The 18,423-nt window shown below is 69.0% G+C and carries 21 protein-coding genes and 1 pseudogene; 10 read left to right on the plus strand and 12 right to left on the minus strand.

The genetic code is table 11. From position 1 onward, the window contains the following. Positions 1–183, plus strand: a pseudogene (locus ACFXHB_RS03580) (IS630 family transposase); the annotation flags it as partial. An 85-nt stretch (positions 184–268) separates the two neighbouring features. Here ACFXHB_RS03580 and ACFXHB_RS03585 read toward each other — a convergent pair. From ACFXHB_RS03585 to ACFXHB_RS03610, 6 genes are all read right to left on the minus strand, one after another. Next, complete coding sequence (locus tag ACFXHB_RS03585; RefSeq protein ID WP_380571751.1) at positions 269–937, minus strand: hypothetical protein; 669 nt, start codon at positions 935–937, stop codon at positions 269–271. A 24-nt stretch (positions 938–961) separates the two neighbouring features. Continuing rightward, on the minus strand, positions 962–1,333 hold the full coding sequence (locus ACFXHB_RS03590) for a hypothetical protein (RefSeq protein WP_380571754.1): 372 nt from the start codon (positions 1,331–1,333) through the stop codon (positions 962–964). Positions 1,334–1,574: 241 nt separating this feature from the next. After that, a complete protein-coding gene (locus ACFXHB_RS03595; RefSeq protein ID WP_380571757.1) occupies positions 1,575–2,045 on the minus strand; it encodes a hypothetical protein in 471 nt (156 codons plus the stop codon). A gap of 171 nt (positions 2,046–2,216) precedes the next feature. Continuing rightward, positions 2,217–2,603 (minus strand): hypothetical protein, encoded by a 387-nt coding sequence (locus ACFXHB_RS03600; protein ID WP_380571759.1) that lies wholly within the window; start codon positions 2,601–2,603, stop codon positions 2,217–2,219. Beyond that, a complete protein-coding gene (locus ACFXHB_RS03605; protein ID WP_380571761.1) occupies positions 2,582–2,968 on the minus strand; it encodes a hypothetical protein in 387 nt (128 codons plus the stop codon). The genes ACFXHB_RS03600 and ACFXHB_RS03605 overlap by 22 nt, the downstream gene beginning before the upstream one ends. Further along, positions 2,935–3,234, minus strand: a complete 300-nt coding sequence (locus ACFXHB_RS03610; protein WP_380571763.1) for a DUF4277 domain-containing protein — start codon at positions 3,232–3,234, stop codon at positions 2,935–2,937. The genes ACFXHB_RS03605 and ACFXHB_RS03610 overlap by 34 nt, the downstream gene beginning before the upstream one ends. 197 nt (positions 3,235–3,431) lie before the next feature. On the opposite strand from ACFXHB_RS03610, the gene ACFXHB_RS03615 reads away from it, so the two are divergent. From ACFXHB_RS03615 to ACFXHB_RS03630, 4 genes are all read left to right on the plus strand, one after another. Then, positions 3,432–3,911: a hypothetical protein gene (locus tag ACFXHB_RS03615; protein ID WP_380571765.1), complete on the plus strand. Its 480-nt coding sequence runs from the start codon at positions 3,432–3,434 to the stop codon at positions 3,909–3,911. A gap of 314 nt (positions 3,912–4,225) precedes the next feature. After that, complete coding sequence (locus ACFXHB_RS03620) at positions 4,226–4,522, plus strand: transposase (protein ID WP_380571767.1); 297 nt, start codon at positions 4,226–4,228, stop codon at positions 4,520–4,522. Positions 4,523–5,056: 534 nt separating this feature from the next. Then, entirely contained in the window at positions 5,057–6,490 is a 1,434-nt protein-coding gene (gene ltrA, locus ACFXHB_RS03625) for a group II intron reverse transcriptase/maturase (protein ID WP_380571769.1), read from the plus strand. A gap of 26 nt (positions 6,491–6,516) precedes the next feature. Then, complete coding sequence (locus ACFXHB_RS03630) at positions 6,517–7,242, plus strand: IS5 family transposase (protein ID WP_380571771.1); 726 nt, start codon at positions 6,517–6,519, stop codon at positions 7,240–7,242. 33 nt (positions 7,243–7,275) lie between these two features. Here the strand turns inward: ACFXHB_RS03630 and ACFXHB_RS03635 are convergent, their stop codons facing one another. Next, a complete protein-coding gene (locus tag ACFXHB_RS03635) occupies positions 7,276–8,616 on the minus strand; it encodes an ALF repeat-containing protein (protein WP_380571773.1) in 1,341 nt (446 codons plus the stop codon). A gap of 929 nt (positions 8,617–9,545) precedes the next feature. On the opposite strand from ACFXHB_RS03635, the gene ACFXHB_RS03640 reads away from it, so the two are divergent. Together ACFXHB_RS03640 and ACFXHB_RS03645 are read left to right on the plus strand one after the other, a co-directional pair. After that, positions 9,546–10,058 (plus strand): hypothetical protein, encoded by a 513-nt coding sequence (locus ACFXHB_RS03640; RefSeq protein WP_380571775.1) that lies wholly within the window; start codon positions 9,546–9,548, stop codon positions 10,056–10,058. Positions 10,059–10,655: 597 nt separating this feature from the next. Then, positions 10,656–11,747, plus strand: coding sequence for an RICIN domain-containing protein (locus tag ACFXHB_RS03645; protein WP_380571777.1), 1,092 nt, complete (start codon positions 10,656–10,658; stop codon positions 11,745–11,747). On the opposite strand, the gene ACFXHB_RS03650 is transcribed toward ACFXHB_RS03645, so the two are convergent. Both ACFXHB_RS03650 and ACFXHB_RS03655 read right to left on the minus strand, forming a co-directional pair. Beyond that, entirely contained in the window at positions 11,705–12,436 is a 732-nt protein-coding gene (locus ACFXHB_RS03650) for a hypothetical protein (protein ID WP_380571779.1), read from the minus strand. The two genes, ACFXHB_RS03645 and ACFXHB_RS03650, sit on opposite strands and share 43 nt — an antisense overlap. A gap of 231 nt (positions 12,437–12,667) precedes the next feature. Beyond that, positions 12,668–13,756 (minus strand): DUF5937 family protein, encoded by a 1,089-nt coding sequence (locus tag ACFXHB_RS03655; protein ID WP_380572037.1) that lies wholly within the window; start codon positions 13,754–13,756, stop codon positions 12,668–12,670. 260 nt (positions 13,757–14,016) lie between these two features. Between ACFXHB_RS03655 and ACFXHB_RS03660 the strand changes: the two genes are divergently transcribed. The 3 genes from ACFXHB_RS03660 to ACFXHB_RS03670 all read left to right on the plus strand — a co-directional run bounded on the left by ACFXHB_RS03660 (position 14,017) and on the right by ACFXHB_RS03670 (position 15,836). Then, on the plus strand, positions 14,017–14,649 hold the full coding sequence (locus tag ACFXHB_RS03660; RefSeq protein WP_380571781.1) for a LysE family translocator: 633 nt from the start codon (positions 14,017–14,019) through the stop codon (positions 14,647–14,649). A gap of 128 nt (positions 14,650–14,777) precedes the next feature. Beyond that, positions 14,778–15,050: a hypothetical protein gene (locus ACFXHB_RS03665; protein ID WP_380571783.1), complete on the plus strand. Its 273-nt coding sequence runs from the start codon at positions 14,778–14,780 to the stop codon at positions 15,048–15,050. Between the two features lie 405 nt (positions 15,051–15,455). Then, positions 15,456–15,836, plus strand: a complete 381-nt coding sequence (locus ACFXHB_RS03670; protein WP_380571785.1) for a hypothetical protein — start codon at positions 15,456–15,458, stop codon at positions 15,834–15,836. A gap of 451 nt (positions 15,837–16,287) precedes the next feature. Here ACFXHB_RS03670 and ACFXHB_RS03675 read toward each other — a convergent pair whose 3' ends face one another. From ACFXHB_RS03675 to ACFXHB_RS03685, 3 genes are read right to left on the minus strand one after another with little or no spacing between them, the layout of a single operon-like run. Next, positions 16,288–16,875: a helicase associated domain-containing protein gene (locus tag ACFXHB_RS03675; RefSeq protein WP_380571787.1), complete on the minus strand. Its 588-nt coding sequence runs from the start codon at positions 16,873–16,875 to the stop codon at positions 16,288–16,290. Continuing rightward, complete coding sequence (locus ACFXHB_RS03680) at positions 16,818–17,870, minus strand: helicase-related protein (protein WP_380571789.1); 1,053 nt, start codon at positions 17,868–17,870, stop codon at positions 16,818–16,820. Before ACFXHB_RS03680 ends, ACFXHB_RS03675 begins: the two co-directional genes overlap by 58 nt. Before the next feature lie 16 nt (positions 17,871–17,886). Then, positions 17,887–18,402 carry a hypothetical protein gene (locus ACFXHB_RS03685; protein ID WP_380571791.1) on the minus strand — a complete coding sequence of 172 codons (516 nt, stop codon included), beginning with the start codon at positions 18,400–18,402 and terminating at the stop codon, positions 17,887–17,889. Between the last annotated feature and the right edge of the window lie 21 nt (positions 18,403–18,423).

Consider the following 18,423-nt stretch of genomic DNA (forward strand, 5'->3'; position numbering starts at 1 on the left):
CTCACCGACCAGATGATCCGCCGCGGATCCCACAAGAACGTCCAGGCACTCGAACGCGACATCCGCACCTGGGTCAAGCGCTGGAACGAGGACCCCACACCGTTCACCTGGACCAAGACCGCCGACGAGATCCTCGACTCACTCGCCCGATTCTGCCGACGGATCTCCGGCGCAGGACACTAGCCCTGCACTTCGCAGGTCACCGGTTCAGGTTTATGGCCAGCGGGTTTGCGTCGGGCCGGGCGACGCCGAGGTCCCTCGTCTATGGTCAGTAGGCGACGGACATCGAGTACCCGGTGACAGCGGGATTGTTCACCGCGTTCGGCGCTGGTGACCCCGGGGCCTTGGTGCTGATGTGCACGGAGTAGGTGGTCCCGTGCGTCAGCGGCATCTCGACAAGCTGCCTGAACTCCTTCGCCGTCGTGCCAAGCGTGGTCACGGGGAACGCGTACGGGCCCTTGGCCGGGTAGGCGTACACATCGCCCGCTGTCAGCCACATATACACGGTGGCCTGTGTGGGGGTGGAGGCTTTGACGAAGGCGACCATGTAGAGGTTGTCCCCGTCGAGGAGATAGCAGACGGTTTGGGTGACGGCGGGGAGATCTGCGGGGTGCTCAACGCTGCAGGACGGGGTGGGTCGGCTCGTGGCGGCAGCCTTGGTCGCGGACGTCGTGGCCTCGGGCGTCCCCAGCGCGGGCACGGGCGTGCCCGAGGCCGTAGGCGAGGCGGAGACGGCGGAGGGTGTCAAGCTGACGGCCGCCGAGGGAAGGGACGCTCCGCCAGCCGTGTTGCCGCCGGCGCCCCAGCCATTCACCGCCACCACGCCGACAACGGCCAGTGCGACCACGCCAAGCACGATCAGGCCGAGGACGATGCCGGTGTGGCGAGAGTCCCTGCTGTTGACGTTGACCTGTGTGCCCGGCTGTTGCGCTCCCACGTCCGGCTCACTGCCCTCCGACAGTCAAAAGAAAGTGTGCGCCGTGTTGATCGCCGTGGCCAGGGCCGAGACAATCGCCGGCGCCCCGGCCGTTCCGACCAGGAACTGGCGCACAGCCGTCAGTCGGCTCGTCACAGCCTCCGCGTCGGCGTCCGGCTCGCTCGCCGCCAGCGCCGCCTCACGAACCTGTGTCTCCACGTGGCCAGCCACATCACTGCTGAGAGTGCCGGCGCTGCGCGCCCGCTCGACCTCTTCCAGCACCGCGCGCAGAACGGCCTGGAGGTCCGTCTGCTGCGCAGCCTGGGATCCGCCCCCGATATGCACGGTTCCCTGGTTGTTGTCGAAGTTGTTGACGCTGCCGACATTCTTGAAATTGTTGTTCTGCTTGAATCCCACTGGAACCCCCTGCGAGCAAGCTTGCCACCGGCCCCCGAGCACGTCGAAAGCCACCGGAAGGCAGAGACTAACGACCCGTCAGCTCAGCTGTCCAATGCCCCTTCGACCGCCCGGCGCGGCCTTCGCTGGTCTGGAGACGGCCGCGCGGGGCGGCGTCGCGGCCACCGCCTCCAGTGACGCCCGGCCTCCGTCATCGCGGGCGGCGGCATGAGTCTGGGCCTGCACGTCGTAGGTCACCGGTTCAGGTCTGTGGCCAGCGGGTTTGTGTGACTTCGATTCCGAGGAGTTCGAGGAGGTGGAGTTGGACGCCGCGGGTGATCTGCACTGTCGGCTGCTCGGTCATGGTGCCGACGTGCAGGGTGAGTTCGCCGAGGTGGTAGAGGATCATCCGACTGGTGGGGCGGACCCGGCGGTTGTCCGGGTCGAGGCCGGCCATGGTTTGCTCGGGGCCGAGCGCCCGTCTGGCCTGACGCTCGATCAGGCAGAACACCAGCAGGGCGAGGCAAGTCACCTGGATCAGGGCTGCGACGCGGTGGTTGTGCTGCACGAACACCGGGGCGACAGCGAGTGGGCCCTTGAAGTCCGCGTAGCGGCGCTCGACCGCGCCCTGGCCCTTGTACTGGACCAGGACCTGTGCGGGGTCGGCCCTGTCGGCGGGGATGCCGGCCAGCAGCGCGTACCAGCCGTCGACCGCGGCCTCGGCGTCCAGCACCTCCTGGTCGAAGTGCCATTCCAGGCTCGGGGCGCCGGTCTCGTCCTCGGTGATGTGCCAGCGCAGGCAGGAGGCGACACGGCGGCGGGCGGCGATGACCCCGACCCGGGCTGCGATCTTCTCGCGGGTCTTGTAGTGCAGCCCGCCCGCCGCACCGGCGAGCTTGTCCAGCTACTCCTGTGCCTTGGTCAGGCGCTTGGCCCGGGCCGCCCGCTGCCCCTTCGCGTTGCCGGTGGAGTGGACCAGAATCCGTCGCACCGTCAGTACCGGGTCGCGCTTGCGCGGCCCGGTCAGGGTGTGGATGACCTCCAGCGCCCGGTAGACCTCCCGCTGGTCGGGCGGCTTGCCCGTGTCCCGCTCTGGCACCCAGGCCACGACACGGGCCCGTTCCAGGTCGAGGGCGGCATAGACCTCGTCCTTGACCTGCGCGGCCGGGACCGGCGCGATGAACTCCACCTCGGCAGCCAGCAGCGCGGCGACGTTCGCGTAGGACACCAGCTTGGAATCCGCGACCAGCAAGAACTTCTGCTCGCCCGCTATCGCGGACAGGTCCCGCATCGCCCCGACGACCTGGCAGACCTCGGCCGCGCCGCCGCCGAACACGCGGGCGTGGACGGAATGCCACCATCGGCGGACACCGCGAGCCCGGCCTGAACCTGCTTCAGGTCCACCCGCCGGTCCTTGGGGTTCCCATAGCCGATCACCGGGTACTGCTCGTCCTGGTCCTGCTCCGGGTAGGCGCCGTGGACGGACATGCTGGTCATGTCCCAGTGCAGCCTGCTGACATCGATGCCGAACTCGGCGATCGCCCGCGCGCCGACCGTACCCGCGAGCTTCTCCAACTGCGGGGCGACGGCATCGAGGGCCCGGGCCAGGCGGTCGTCGTTGATCAGGGCCGACTCGATGCCGAAGACCTCCTCCACCGCCCAGGTTCGGCCCAGTCGCCGACCCGCACCAGCGGCGCGGGCGAGGTCAGCCGGTTCGCCACCATCGCCTCGATCACCTGCCCGTGCGTCAGATGCGCGCTCGCACCGCCCGGGCACAGCTCGTCGACGATCCCGGCCACGTCCAGCCGGCGCAGAAACTCGGCAGCGACAGGCAGAGCGCCCAGACGCTTCTCCACCACGGACACCACCGCGCACTCGAAGCGCTGGCACTGGGACCGTAGCCGCAGGGACCGGGAAGTCATCGACACACCCAACTCAACCCCCGCAGCCCCGCTCAGGACACCACCCCGCCGCCCGAACCATCCTAATCAACGACCCGCGGAGTACGGGACTAGCCTGCGGCGTCCCGTGGACGGGGTGTGCAGAGGTCCTGGGGCTTCCGCCAGGCACGGCTGCAAAGCTCCGCAGTATTCCCGGCACCCGCCTCGAAGCCGGCCGGATGTGGCCGGAGTTCGAACTCAGGGTCGGCCGTATCGCCGACCACCTCGACACCATCGACGACCGCGTCAACTACGCGACCAGGCGCCGAAGGCTGGCCACCTGGCACACGCCCGGCCGGGACTGGCAGGCCCTGTCCGGCGGCATCCCCCGCCTGATCAGGCTCCACCAACACGGCGACCCGGCCATCGGCACCGTCCTCGCGTGGAGCGAGGCCACCCAGGGCGAGCCCGTCCACAGCCCCCTGATGCGCGAACTTCGGCACCGCGGCACTGACTGCGCGACGCTCAGCCTGGAAGCCAAGCACCTTCGGGCGAAGCATCTGCGCGGCGCGCGGCTCCACCTGCGCCGACGGCTCGACACCTACGCATCACTGCTGGGCGCGGCCTGCGACCACGGGAAGGACCTCCAGGTGAACACCGACGACGTCCTGGCGACGGCCGAAACGGGCACAACGGCAGTGTCGGCTGCTGCCCGGTGACGCCTCCACGCGCGCCGGCCCGCGGCCTTGCCCCGCTCCCGGCAGACCCGCTCGAAGAGGACCCGGCGGGGCGGGGCCGCGTGAAGCGGCCGGTGAACTGCTTTCCGTGTCGGTGAGCACCTCGGCTGGGACCCGTGGAATCGCATGGCGCGCACGAATACGTCGGCCACCGCCCAGCCGGACGGCGTAGCCAGCACCTCTGAGAGGGTGTTCGGTAGGGGAATCCCCCAACTGTCCGGCTTTGATCGATACAGCGCGGACTCGATTCGATGATCTCGTGGCGGCCAGGTCCGTGTCCGCGATATTGATCAACCGTGACGGAACGACGCCGGTATCCCTCGGACCTGAAGGACGATCAGTGGCAGTTCATCGAGCCAACGCTGCTGCGATGGCGGGCGGCTCGCGGCGAGGGTCGCGAGCCGACCACCGGGCTGCGCGAGGTGGTGAACGCGATCCTCTACGTCGCGCGGACGGGTATCGCCTGGCGGTACCTGCCGCACGACTTCCCGCCGCACACCACCGTCTACGGCTACTTCAAGGTGCGCCACGAGGCGCTGTTCGACCGAGCGGAGGTGGAAGACCTCCGCCATCGGGCCGTCGCAGCGGCCTGATCGAAGATGGGGGCAGCCTGATCCGGGGAACGCCGGTGAGGGTGGAAAGCAGCCCCGACAACGCCGGGACGGTCCAGTACTACCAGATGGGCCGGGTCCGGCAATCGAGGCCAGAAGGTACAGCGAAAGCGAATCGGTGGTTGACGCTCCGTAAGAGCCGTGCCGACTCAAATCTGGTGGATATGGGTCGGTATGCAGTACTCGGTCGCCTGTTTTGAAGAGGGGGCCGTCTCCGAAGCCGTTCTCAATGGATGGCGAGGAGGCCACGACGAATGTCTGCGGCGTAGTCGTGGCGAAGCTGCCGGGGTACAGCCGGGTGCCTAACTGGCCGATCGGTCAGCAGTGAACGTGGGAACCACCTGTGGTCACCCTCCCGGGCGAGTGCCAGCTCGTCCGAAGGGCAGGCCCGTTGCCGGCTGACGGCCGCAGGTGGGGCGGAGGCCCCGTAGTACTCGGAGCACGCGAGAGGCGTGTACATGGGGAAGGGGGTCAGCAAGTCAACAGTGGAAGGACTGGAATGCCTGGAGGTCGCCGGTGAACACTGGTGCATCGGAGTTCGATGATGTGCTCTTCGGGGCCGAGCTGCGAGTACGGGAAATCCAGACCAAGCTGCACCGTTGGGCACTTGATGATGGTCATCGAAGGTTTGACGATTTGTTCAATCTCGTGTGCGATCCCGCGTTCCTAGTGGTGGCGTGGGCCCGCGTGCGGAGCAACAAGGGAGCCCGCACCGCAGGGGTGGACGGCCACTCGGCCCATTGGATTGAGGCGGCCGGGGTCGAGAAGTTTCTCGCCCGACTGCGGTTCTCGCTGAGGGACCGCAGTTTCCGCCCCTTACCGGTCAGGGAAAGGCTGATTCCCAAGTCGGATGGCAAGAAGCGCCACCTGGGGATCGCGACCGTGACAGACCGGGTGGTGCAGGCGTCCCTGAAGCTGGTTCTGGAACCAATTTTCGAGACGGACTTCCTGCCGTGCTCGTACGGGTTCCGGCCGAACCGGCGTGCCCATGACGCGGTGGCCGAGGTGCGCTACTTCACGTCCCGCTCGTACGAGTGGATTGTGGAGGGTGACATCAAGGCTTGCTTCGATGAAATCTCTCACTCGGCTCTGATGGAACGGGTGCGGAGAAGGATCGGAGACAAACGTGTTCTGGATCTGGTCAAGGCGTTTCTGAAGGCGGGCATCCTTGCAGAGGACGGTTCGCTGAGGCACACCGAGGCCGGGACTCCGCAAGGGTCGATCTTGTCTCCTCTGATGAGCAACGTGGCCTTGTCGGTCCTGGACGAGTTCATCGCCCAGAAACCGGGAGGTCCGTCCAGCAGTCAATGGCAGCGGCAGGTGCGCCGACGCCAGGGCCTGCCGAACTTTCGCCTGGTCCGCTATGCGGATGACTGGTGCCTTGCAATCCACGGCACCCAGGAGGACGCGGCAGAGCTGCGAGACGAGATCGCAGGGGTTCTCGGGGGGATGGGTTTGCGCTTGTCCCAAGAGAAGACCCTGATCACTCACATCGATGATGGTCTCAACTTTCTAGGATGGCGCATCCAGCGCCATCAGAAGAAGGGCGAGAACCGGCAATACGTCTACACCTACCCGGCCAAGAAGGCGCTCGCGTCTATCAGTCGGAAGGTAAAGACAATCTGCCGGGAAACGAACGTTGACCAACCGCTCGCGATCCTGCTACACCGGCTCAATCCGGTATTGCGAGGCTGGTGCGAGTACTTCCGCCCCGGCGTGTCGAGCAAGACCTTCGGGTTCCTGGCCGCAATTGTGTGGCGTCAGGTCTTCGCGTGGTTGCGCCGCAAACACGCCAGAAGCGGGTGGAAGGCCCTCCGTCGCCGCTACTGCGACGGCGGTTGGTGGCCCCACGACGGAGAGACCAAGCTCCTCCATACCGGATCGATCAGTACCACCCGATACCGGTACAGGGGAGCGGGGATTCCCTCTCCGTGGAAGGTCGCAGGATGACAACCAACCGGTTCTGAACGGGACTTGTGGAGAGCCCGTTGCTCAGTAATGGGCACGGCGGGTTCGGGAGGCGGCCTGGGGAAACGGGCTGGCCGCAAGGCCAGTACCGCGCCCCGGGCCGACCTTACGAGTGGGAGCGGGACGGCACAACCGAGCACATCCACGACACGCTCCGTGACCAGCTGCGGGCGAAGAAGGGCCGCCGAATCCTGCCGAGCGCCGCGATCATCGACAGCCAATCGGTGAAGGCCTCACCGAACGCGCCCGCCGACAGCCAGGGCTACGACGGTGGGAAGCGGGTCAAGGGCCGCAAGCGCCACATCGCCACCGACACCCTCGGACTGCTCCTGGTCCTGATCGTCACCGCCGCGGGCGTCCAGGACTCCGCCGGCGGCAAGCAGGTCCTGGACACCCTCACCGCCAAGTGGCCCACCGTGACCAAGACGTGGGTGGACGCCGGCTACAACAACGCCGTCGTCAAGCACGGCGCCGCCCTGTCCATCGACGTCGAGGTCGTGGCACGCGACAAGGAACAGAGAGGCTTCGTCGTGCAGCCGATCCGCTGGCGTGTGGAACAGACCTTCGGGATCATGTCCCGGTACCGGCGGCTCCACCGCGACTACGAGGAACTGCCGGACCGGTCACGCTCGATGATCCACTGGGCCATGGTCAACTCCATGACCAACCGCCTGACCGCCAGCCCGGACAGAACCGGGCAATACCTCCGTCCGAAACCACTCGCGGAAGCCTAAACCGGTATCGAACGCCCTCCCAGACTGCCGCGATCAGCTCTCAGCGGCGTACCGACGGCGCGAGAGTGCCACCAGAGTGACACCGGCGGCAAGAGCCGCGGCCGCGCCGCCGGCCTCCAGGCCGAGGCCCTCGCCCGCGCCGGTCGCGGCGAGCTGACCGGAGGCCGGAGCCGGGGTGGCGGCCGTGGTGGCGGCGACCCGCGCGGGCACCACCGCCGGGGCCGGGATGGTGCCAGCGGTGATGCTCACGACACCGGCGGGCTGGACGGGCTGCGCGGTCTGCCCGGTGCCGGTGTTCTGGGCCTGCTCCGGCCGCCGGACCGACGCGGTCGGCTTGGCGGCGGCCGCCGCGTTGCCCTCGTCCTCGGCGCGCGCCTTGTACTGGCCCTCCTTCAGGAACGCGACCACATCCTGCGGGGAGCCCTTCAACGCGGCGATCCCGGCCCTCTGGACCGCGGGGCCACCGACCGACAGGATCTGCGCCACCTTCACCCGGTTGTCGACCACGCGCGCGTCCGCGAGCCCGACCTCAAGGAAACGGCGCAGCTCGGCGGGCGTGCCGTCCAGGGCCTTCCGGGCCCCCTCCTGGACGCTCGGGCCACTCTCCCCGTCCGCGAGGACCGTGAGAATCTCGGCCCGGTCGTCCTCGGCACGGGCGACGTACTGACCCTCCTTCAGGAACTTGAGCACCTCCTCGGCCGAACCCCACAACGCGACCTCGACAGCCTTACGCACAGCAGGACCGGCATTGTTGTAGAGCTGGGCGACCTTCACCTTGTTGTCGCCCCAGCGCCTCTCGGCCAGCTCGACCTCAAGGAAGTGCCGCACATCCGTCGCGGTACCGGCGAGAGCCTCCTCCGCGCCCGCCCGAACAGCGAACCCCGACTCCTTGTCCGCCAGAATCCGCTCCACCTCGGCCCGGTCCTCGTCCTCGGCCCGGGCCGTGAACTGGCCCTCCTTCAAGAACCTGAGCACGTCCTCGTCCGAGCCCAGAAGCGCGACCTCGACAGCCTTACGCACAGCAGGACCGGCATTGTTGGCGAGCTGGGCGACCTTCACCTGATTGTCGCCCCGACGCTGCCGGACCAGCTCGACCTCCAGGAAGTGCCGCAGATCCGCCGCGGTACCGGCGAGAGCCTTCTCAGCCGCCTCCCGAACCCCAAGCCCCGACTCCTTGTCCGCCAGAATCCGCTCCACCTCGGCCCGGTCCAGCGCCTCCTGGGAATCGTGCTCCCCCGCCGCGTCGGACACCGTGTCCGGACCGGACACCCCCGCGGGCGCCGGCGGCTCGGCGGCGGAGGCCACCGACGGGAACAGCACGGTGGGAGCGAGCGCGGCCGCGGCGAGGACGACGGACACCTTGGGCAACTTCATCAAGCGAACCTGCTTCTTGAGCGGAGATCACGGGGAGAGATCGTGAACCCGGTCAGCATAGATCGTTTATGTGATCAGCACGCCAACATTCCGCCCGGGGCCCGGAGACACCGGTACCGCTCCACCGCTCCACCCGTGCGGGGTCCTTCCGAACCCCCAGCAGGCCTCCCGCTCCGCCCAGAAGACAGCGGCGGCGCTCGAACCCCACGCCCGCACCCCAGCGCCCGACACTCCCCTACCGAACCACAAACCGGAACAGCCCCGGCCGGCACCACAGATGACGGAAGCGATGCCATGGACGCCCTGGCCGCCGAGCGGGCCGGCTGTGGGGCGCGCGGCAGGCGCTGCTGGAGGCTGTCGCCCGGCACCGCCACGGTGGCCCCACGCCCTGGTGATGCCGAGTCAGCGGGCAGAGGCCGGCGGCCGGGTCTGGTGGGCGCGCTGGATGGCGTCCAGTGCCAGGTCCGCGGTCGGGTGGGTCCGGGGCCGGGAGAGCGCGTCGACGAGGAGTCTGGCGCCGTCCGGCTGGTAGAGGAGGGCGATCCAGCCGGCCCGTCCCCACGGCCCGTCGGGCAGCGGCGCGGTCCAGCCGACCGGTGTGCTGTCGTGGCGCAGCTGGAGGACGTCGTGGGCGTCGGGGGTGAGCCAGGAGCCGAGTTCCCAGCCGGGGCCGAGGGTGGGTTCCAGGTCGTCGAGGAGGTCGGGGAAGTCGAAGCGGTGCTCGGGGTCGGTGCAGGCCGCCCGCCGGGCCCGCTCGGCCGTGGCGGCGGCCGACCGGCAGGCCGGCTCGGGGGCGGTGTCCGGTTCGGGGGTGCGGGGGTAGGGGTGGGTGGCCGCTCGGCGGGGACGGGGGGCGGGGTTTCGCCTCGCGGGGCGTTTGTCTCGCCCGGGACGGCGTCGTCGTTGTCCGGGGCGTCGTCGTGGTCCCAGTGGTCGATCCGCTCGCGCGAGCGGGCGACGAGGCGCTCGTGCTCGCCCAGGTCGGGCCAGCGGGCCTTGTCCCGGATGTCCTGCGCGGCCATGTGGGCGCGGGTGCCGTAGGCGGGCAGTACCTTGGCCGGCTGCGCGAACGCCGCGGCCGGATCGGCCGCGTCGGTCTCCTGGAGGAAGCGGGTCAGCCGGCGGCGCGGCGCGTCCGCGGTGCCGAGGAGGTGGCGGCCGTCCTCGCCCCACCGGTCGTCATCGGCCGGTGCGGCAGGCCCGGGTGGGGTGGGCCCTGGTGCGGAGGCAGGCGCGGAGGCCGGTGCGGCTTCGCGGGTCTTGGCCTTGGCGCGGTCGGCTTTGCTGCGCAGGAGCGGGAGCAGTACCGCGCGGGGCGGCCGGTGCGGGCCTTCGGCACCGGATTCGGACACTGGGGCCGGGCGCACACCCGGGTCCGGTCTTCGCCGTCGGCCGGCTGGTCGGCGGCGGGCGGCGCGGCGCCGGTCATGCCGGGATCGTAGCCGTCCAGGCCAGACCCGCACCGGGGTTTCACCCCGGTGCGGGTTGCGGGGCGCGAGCCGAACTTCCCCGGGCACGGGCCTGGTCGAACGGCGGTGGCGAGGCGCGGCCTTGTCCGTCAAGGTGTTCTACGAGCCGCGTACGGCGTCCGTGAGGACACTCGGGTACTTCAACTCCCGTCTTCCCGAAGGGAAGTAGGGGTACTTGAAGGTAACCACCCTGCTTCGCATAGCGTGCCTGCGTGGCCTTGAGGGTGCATGACACCCGCGGGGGATCCGTGGCGATCACTCGTGTCGGATCCGCTGGGGCGAGGTCTCGGCGCACGGTCGAGCGGCCGGTCCCGGCATGGCCGGCCGCCCGGTGCGGCGGGATCCCGAGGGCTCCTTCGCCGCGGAGAGTGTGCGGCTGTGGCGCGGAGCACCGCACCGTCGCGTTCGCACACCGGGCGGCGTTGCCTGCCCGTCCGCGGCGCCCCAGGCCTGCCCGCCCCGGGTTGCCGCGCGCTCCAGACCGGCCACGGTGTCGTGAAATCGAGAGAGAGGAACATCATGAATCCGTCTTCCCCGAGAGCTCGATCAGGTGTCTTGAGACTGCTGCTCATGTCCCTGGTGACAGCCCTCCTCGCCGTCGGCGTATCCGTCACTCCCATGACAAGTGGCACGGCGCACGCCGCGGAGTTCGCCGGGAACCCCTGCCCCGCCGCGGAGAGCATGTACTGCACACGGCTGTTCCTGGACGGCGGCGTCGCGCTGGGCGTGGATACCCAGCGCTCCCAGGAGAACCAAGTGATGCTGACGCCTCTTGGCAGCGGCCCGAACAGGGCCTGGCGGCTGACTCCGAACTGGGACAACGGAACCTTCCGGATTCAGAACGTTTCACTGGGCAAGTGCCTGTCGACTCCCAATAACAAGTTCCTTACCTTCCGCGACAAGGCGCCGGTGTATCTGGAATCGTGCGGCGCCGACCATGCGCAGGACTGGTACGCCCATCCCACACCCACCGGGTTCATGATCCGAACCACGTACTCGAATCTGTGCTTCTACCCCAACAGCTCGAACATCAGTCCCGGAGTACCGACTCTTGTGTACAGCTGCAAGGGCAACGAGGCGCAGTCGTGGGAGGTCCCCTTCGGTCACGAGGCGAACAAGCCTCCCGTGCGCGGTCCGCGGCAACTCGCCATAACGTACGCGACCAAGGTGTGCCAGGATTCACCGAAGAGGTGCTCGTGGGACATGGAGTCGGAATCCCCGGCGGAAATGCTGCCGGAATCCTGCGAGTCGATTGCGTGGCGTAACAATGGCCCGGAGGACGCTACTCACACATTTGTGGTGACCAACACGAATGGGTGGTCTCACGAGATGGGTTCCGAGATCGAGCTGGGGTTGGAGACCGGTGCGCTGTCATCACTGATCGCCAAGGTCAGTGTCAAGGTGAAGTTCTCCTTCAAAAAGGTCTGGTCCGGTTCGCAAGCGGTCGGAAACCAGATGAGCGGAAAGGTGCGTCCCGGGGAATACGGCTGGGTCACGCTCTCCAGGGCCGCCACGAAGATCACCGGGACCTGGACATTCAGCGTCGGCGATCTCCCCTGGACCACCAGGGACACGATCGCCATGCCGATGATGAGCGACGCCAAGGGTCAGCCCAGCCTCTACATCGTCAACTCATCCCCGAAGCCGCCCGTCTGCGTGTAGGGCCGCAGGCACCCATGGCCGCCGGACACACCCGATTCGGTGGGACACCCCACGGGCGGCCCCAGCGAATCGGGGCACGGCGGGCGGGCCTGGGACAGCGACGGCCGAGCCGTGCCGTAGTGCTTGTCGAAGCTGAGCAGCGCGGGCCTGGTCAGCCGCCAGGCGAGGGCGGCGTGGACGCGGTCCGCCAGGCCGAGTCGCGTTCCCAGGTGTCGGCGCATCAGTTCCTCCGCCTCCGTGAGGAGCGGGCCGTCGATGGCGGCGATTGGGATCCGGCCGTCCACGGCGGCTCGTTCCCCGGCACGGGTGTGGAGCAGGTGGTCCAGCTCGGCCAGGACCAGCGGCGAGACGATCAGGATCTTCGGCACGTTCAGTGCCTGGACGCCGGCCGTTGCAGGTCGTCGCGCGCGTTGAACACCGCCAGCAGCACTCCCGTGTCGGCCACCGCGAACACCGGCGCGGCCGTCCCGGTCACCGGCCGAACCCCTCGGCCAGGCACTGGTCCGCTCGCGTGGCGAGGTCCGACGGGCCTCGAAGAGCGCCCAGTCCGCGAACCGCGACTCGCCGATCGTGGTGGTCGGAAGCTTCAGCGCGCCGGCCGCGTATTCCAGGGCCAGTGCCTCGGCGGGGCGGCCCAGCACGGCGGCCGGCTCGCGCAGCGCGGCCGCTCCCGTGCCGCCGACCGTCACCCGCGCGGGGATCGGCCGCTCCGGCGGGTGTGGCCGGCGGGTGTGGGTGTGCCTGTGTGGCTTTGTTCACGAGATCGGACAACGCCTGTTCATGACTTCGGGAGGCGCGTCAGCCGTGTCGTGTTCGATGTTCATGACTTTGGACAGCACCTGCGCGAGGAAGGCGGCTGTGGGTGTCGGTCGGACGCGGTGCCCGATGTAGTCGATGCTCCGCAGGCCCGGGTGACTGGGTCAGTCGTCAGGTGTGTTGAGGCCGGTGATGGCCGTGGCGATTTGATTGAGGCGGGTTGGGTCGAGGGAGTAGAGGACGTAGTAGCCGTCGCGTCGTGTGGTGGTCAGTCCGGCCTGGGTCATCTGCTGGAGGTGGCGGGAGATCACGGATTGCGACAGGCCGAGGAGGGTGGCGAGTTCCTGGGTGCTGCGGCTCTGGGCGGCAAGGCAGGCGGCGATCTGCAGGCGTGGCGCGGCGGCCAGGGCCCGTAGTGCGGCCAGGAGTTCTTCCTGGCTTGCGGGGCGTGGGACGGAGGCCGGGGTGAGGGGCAGTGCCGGGTAGGTGATCCGGAGGGGCCAGGGGGCGTCGCATGTGACACGGACGTGGGGCCACACGTAGTGGCTCGCCGTGAACGTCACCGGGCGGGTGGGGGTGACGGAGATGTCGTGGTCGTGTGGGCGGTCCAGGCGCAGGGTCCGCTGTGCGGGGTCGACGCGGATCTGCGGCACCAGGGTACGGAGCATCGGGAAGACGCCCTGATGGGCGATCCGTCGTCCAGCACCGGCGATGGCCTCGTAGAGGGTGGGTTCGACGCCCTGCCATTCCTCGGCGAAGGCGGCGCTCCAGTAGTTCTCCAGTGCGGTGAGCGCGCCCTCCAGGATCGGCAGGGGGTCGGTGAGGACGGCGCCCAGCCGTGCGGCCCGGCCGGGGTCGCTCTGCCGCAGCTCGGCCAGGGCGGCGTCCCGTGTGATGGTGTCCTCGACCAGGTCGCGACCGTCGTAGCGGGTGGTGTCGACGAGGGTCTGGGCGAGCTCGGCGGCCAGCTGCCCGGCCGGCAGGGCACGCACCGCCGAGAGCTGGTCGCCGAAGTCCGCGTCATGATCGTCCGCCCGGCATTCGAAGAAGGCCGGGATGTAGTCGGCCACCACGAAACCGTGCTCGCGCATCTGCCGGCGCAGCGCCGCGGGAAGGAGGCGGCAGCGCCGAACCCAGGGCACGTGCAGGGCATGGTGTCCAGGATCGGCCAGCGCGTGCCAGGAATGGACCGCTTCGAGCAACGGGGAGACGGAGAACGCGAGATCCTCGGCGGCCGTCTCGGTGAAGCGCATCGAGATCACGATTGCATGATTTCACAATCAGTTGATCGGACGCTTCCGGGTCGTTCAGGCTCCTGGGACCCCCGATCCCCTCTGGAGCCTGGCCACACGCCGTACACCCTGCGGTCCCGGCCCGGCTGCCCCGCGCCCACGTCACACTCCCGCACCGACAGCCCCCGTCCCAGGCCCTACAGCCCACGGGGCGACCCAACGCACAGCGACGACACCGTGCCGAACCGGCACCACACACGAACCAAGGAGGTAACCGGCCCATGGTGTCCACCTCTGACCTTGTGGCGTTCGCCGCGATGTCGCTCGTCGTGATCGCCGTCCCGGGACCCAGTGTCCTGTTCGTGATCGGCCGCGCCCTCGCCCACGGTCGCCGCACCGCCCTGGCCACCGTCCTGGGCAACTTCCTGGGGTGCTACGCGCTGGTGCCCGCCGTGGCCCTGGGCCTGGGCACCCTGGTCCAGGACTCGGCCACGACCCTCACCGCGGTGAAACTCGCCGGAGCCGCCTACCTCGTCCACCTCGGCATACAGGCTCTCCGGCGGCGCGATCGCCTGCGCGCGGCCATGACGGTCACGGACGAGGAACGCAGCGACCTGCGCACGGTCCTGGACGGATTCCTCGTCGGCGTCACCAACCCGAAGTGCCTTGTCTTCCTCGTCGCGGTCCTGCCACAGTTCGTGAACCACGACGCCGACCGCATCCCACTTCAGATGATGGTCCTTGGCCTCGTCCCGGCCGTCATCGGCCTGCTCTGCGACAGCCTGTGGGGCCTGGGCGCCTCCGCCGCCCGCACCTGGTTCGCCGGCTCGGACCGCCGCCTCTCGCTGCTCGGCGGCGCGGGCGGAGTTGCACTGATCTGCCTGGGCATCACAGTCGCCGCGACCCGCCACTGACCTCCCCCGGCCACACTGCGCCGCCGCGGGGCGCTGCCCGCTGTCGTGCTCCGCTCGATTCCAGACGAGGTGGCGATGCCTCTCGAATTCGTGAACAAATGCTGCCGCCGCATTCCGTGAACAGAGCCATGGCCGATCAGGACCGGAGGGAACGGGTCGTTGCCCGCTCGCGGGTCGGCGAGGTGCTGGCCCCGGGCGGCGACGGTATTGCCACCCCGGAGGCCTCCGAGGACATGCGGGATCCGGAACCGCGGCTGGTTCAACCCGAGCCGCCGAAGGCAGCGGCGAAGCCGAAGTCGGTGGTACCGATGTGGCGCTTGGGGCTGGCGGTGTCGGCACTGTCGGTGGACTACCAGCACATCGTGCGGGTCCTGGCGGACCGGAAGCGACTCGACCAGTAGACCAGCCACACGAACGCCTCACCCGACTCGGCATCCGCTGGGCGTAGCGGGGCCGGTCGAGGTGCAACGCGCCCGCGGGAAGCGCTCCAGGTCGTCTCTGACCGCTCTGCCCGCCGCGTCCGAGGAACGCGGCGGGCAGAGCCGTACCCGGACCCCCTGGAGGCCCTTCCGGGCCGCCCCGTCCTCAACGCCACGCGTGGCCGGCCCCAGCCGGGCGCGGAAGTAACAATTCCCCTACAAGGCAACATAATGGCAAACAGAATGTCTTGTTCGCGTCAAGAATGCCTATCGGGCTGCACTGGACCGAAATCCAGCCGCGCCGAGACAATACGCAACTAGCAATAGACCGAAGGGAGTTACAAATCCATGGAGGGGTCGCGGACCCCGGATGGAGGAGAAGGACCAGTGATCAAGAAGAGGATCTTCGGAGCGGTGGCTGGCAGCCTGTTCGCGGTGACGGCACTCGCGGTGCCTGCGGCGAGCGCGACCACTGCGGCGGCGCCCGACGCCACGGTGTCGATCAAGGCGTGCTCGCCCTGGAACGACTACCGCAGCGAGGGCGGCGGCAGCGGCCAGATGTGCGACGGCAACCACGCCACGGGCACGATCTACGACGCCAAGGCCGACGGGCGATGTGTCTTCATCAAGTTCTACTACATCGGGGGCGGCGAGCCCGCTCAGAGCCTCCAGGTGGGTGGGGCGGGTACGACCAGGTACATCGATGTCTGGGCCGCGCCCAACAGGCAGTTCAACGGCGAAGTCTCCGCGGAATGGCGTAGTTGCTGAGAAGGCCACCGGGTTGTGCCACCCCTACCCCGCGGCGGGAGCGAACCCGCCAAGGAACCAGGGCCGCACAGCCCCTCCCCCACAGACGACCAGGAGCATCACAAACTGCCAGCCGGAACCGCCGCCAAGGTGGGGACGACATACTCCGGGCCCGACAGGCGGACCGCCTCGGTGGCCGAGCCAGGCGCCCACGTCGAGCCGGTCCCGACGGCGACCGCGGGGCGGTCGAGGTGAGGCCCGGGGTATGGATCTCCACCACCAAGAGCCGCCGGGCCAAGCTGACCGAAGCGCGGCTCGACCAGCTCACCGCACTCGGGCTCCACCGGCGCTGACCCGTCCTGCCGTCGTGCCCGCTGGAGACGCTCCAGGCCGTCTCTGACCGCTCTGCCCGACGCGTCCGACGAACGCGGCGGGCAGAGCCCTACCCACGCCTTCTGGACCGGCCGCGCCCTCACCACCACACGCGCCCGGCCCCAGCCGGACACCGAAGAAGAAAGGCCCGCCACAGGCGCCGGTACGACCTGTTCCAGTCCGGCTCGATCCGCCACATCGCGTCCAGCACGGTGAGCTTCGTGTCCTGGGCGGCCGTCAGCTTCGCGTTCTTGCGCTGGCGCCCGACCCAGGCGCCGACCGCGTGGCCGTCGAGCTTCTCGGCGGCCGGCACCACCAGGTGCCCGTGGGTCCGGGCCCAGGCGCGGGCGTGGGCGTAGCCGCGCTCCCAGGCACGGGCGGGGGCGTAGCCGCGCTCCCAGGCACGGGCGTGCTTGTCCCAGATCATGCCGAGCCGGTCGAGTTCGTGGATCCGCACCGGGGCGAGCAGGCCCGCGCCGTGGAGGTGGCGCCGGCGGTCGAGCCAGGAGATCAGCGCGCCGTCGCGGGTCTTGTCGGTGGGGTCGAGGTGGTGGTGCCCGGTGTGGAACACGGCGGCCAGGGCGAACATACGCTGCCACTTGGTGGCGCGCGGGTTGAAGGCGCGCAGCCTCACGGTCCGGAGGATCTGGGCGGCGTGCTTGCGGGCGTCGATCCGCAGCCACTCCACCGGCGACTCCGGCGCATCTGGCTGCTCGGCGCCCCCGGACCGGCCTCGGTGTCCGCGGCCTCGCCGGCGTCGGCGTCCGACACGGCAGTGTGGTCCTTCTCGCCCGCCCGCTTGGTGCGCAGCTCGGTGATGCGTCCGACGACGCGGGCGGCGAGGGCGGCCAGGGCCCGCAGGACCCGCCAGATGGTGCGGAACGAGCCGGCCTCGATCTCGTCGTCGGCCTCGGCCTTCACGGCCTCCCCCGCCTCACACACCTTGGCCGGGTCGACCGTGGTGGTGTCGTCGCCGATGGAGGGGGTGGGGAGGTAGACGGGGATGATGACCCAGGAGACCTTGCCGTGCCGGTAGGACTGGCGCAGCGCCCGGCCGACGGCCTGGACGATGTCGATGACGCTCGACTTGGGGTCGGCGAAGACGATGGCGTCCACGGCGGCCACGTCGATGCCCTCGTTGAGGAGCCGGCTGTTGCAGATGACGCAGCACTCCTCCCCTTCCTCGCCGGGCCGCTCGCCGGTGGTGGCACTGAAGGTCGCGAACGCGGCCCTGCGCTCCGAGAGGCGGTCGGAGCCGGCCACCGCGAGCGCGGTCACCCGCTCGGGGCGGTCCGAGTCCGGGAGCAGCTCCGCGGTGGCGTTCATGGTCGCGGCGAACTCCCGGGCGGCCGTGACGCGGGAGTGGAAGGTGATGACGCGGCGCAGCCGCAGGTCGGCGACGGCGCGCAGCACCGCGATCTGCAGGGCCAGGCGCAGCAGTTCCTCGTTGGAGCGCTGGGAGCGCAGGTCGGCGACGGCGGGCAGGTTGAGGAGTTCGCGCAGGTCCTCGTCGGTGACGACCGGGACCAGGACGCGGTAGTCGGCGAGGTAGCCGTGTTCGATGCCCTGGCCGAGGGTCCAGGTGAACGCCGTTTCGCCGTAGCCGCGGGTGTCCGTCATGGAGCAGAGCGCGGGCAGCTCCTGGCTGTCGGCGTCGGCGGTGAGGTCAGCCAGGCCAGGCATGAGAACGCCGAGCGCCTCAGCTAGTCGAGAATTCGCTCCACAGTCGAGCACCCGAAGCGAAGGCAAAGACTTCAGGCAACGTCGAAAAGAAAGCGGCATCACCGTTCCCAACCCAGAAGTACCGCCTTGTCGGCGACTCGTGGTCCCACACCATAAAGATCCCCACCGAGCCATCTCGATTCACCGAGATCGGTGCGAGAACCGCGTCCTCGGCAAGCCCTTCGTCAACGTGAACATCGATACTGATAACGATGTCACGAAACCGAAGCGCGCGAATTAGAATACTACTGGATGGCCAGTCTTGCCATCCCATGATCGGCATTCCCGCATAGAAGTTTTCCATACCGTCCGAAAACTCCAAGAACTCGCGGTAGCCCGGCTCGATCGGCTGCCTCAGCCACCCCGCGAGCTCTGTGATCTGACTCGCACTGGCCGACGCCCGCAGCCCAGGGGGTGCCGCCAAAGGAGATTCTGGGTCGGATCGGTGGTCATCGTTCCTTGCAGCCACAAGTCTTTCGATCCACTCGTTCAACTCACACCCATCTCTTCCATC

Source organism: Kitasatospora sp. NPDC059327, assembly GCF_042752535.1.
Taxonomy (GTDB): Bacteria; Actinomycetota; Actinomycetes; order Streptomycetales; family Streptomycetaceae; genus Kitasatospora.

Bases quoted from the DNA above. Each gene is read 5' to 3' on its own strand.
- ACFXHB_RS03615 (WP_380571765.1), top strand. From the start codon at position 3,432: ATGTGGCCGGAGTTCGAACTCAGGGTCGGCCGTATCGCCGACCACCTC.
- ACFXHB_RS03610 (WP_380571763.1), bottom strand. From the start codon at position 3,234: ATGACTTCCCGGTCCCTGCGGCTACGGTCCCAGTGCCAGCGCTTCGAG.
- ACFXHB_RS03645 (WP_380571777.1), top strand. From the start codon at position 10,656: ATGTCCCTGGTGACAGCCCTCCTCGCCGTCGGCGTATCCGTCACTCCC.
- ACFXHB_RS03665 (WP_380571783.1), top strand. From the start codon at position 14,778: ATGGCCGATCAGGACCGGAGGGAACGGGTCGTTGCCCGCTCGCGGGTC.
- ACFXHB_RS03680 (WP_380571789.1), bottom strand. From the start codon at position 17,870: ATGCCTGGCCTGGCTGACCTCACCGCCGACGCCGACAGCCAGGAGCTG.
- ACFXHB_RS03635 (WP_380571773.1), bottom strand. From the start codon at position 8,616: ATGAAGTTGCCCAAGGTGTCCGTCGTCCTCGCCGCGGCCGCGCTCGCT.
- ACFXHB_RS03600 (WP_380571759.1), bottom strand. From the start codon at position 2,603: ATGCGGGACCTGTCCGCGATAGCGGGCGAGCAGAAGTTCTTGCTGGTC.
- ACFXHB_RS03660 (WP_380571781.1), top strand. From the start codon at position 14,017: ATGGTGTCCACCTCTGACCTTGTGGCGTTCGCCGCGATGTCGCTCGTC.
- ACFXHB_RS03655 (WP_380572037.1), bottom strand. From the start codon at position 13,756: ATGCGCTTCACCGAGACGGCCGCCGAGGATCTCGCGTTCTCCGTCTCC.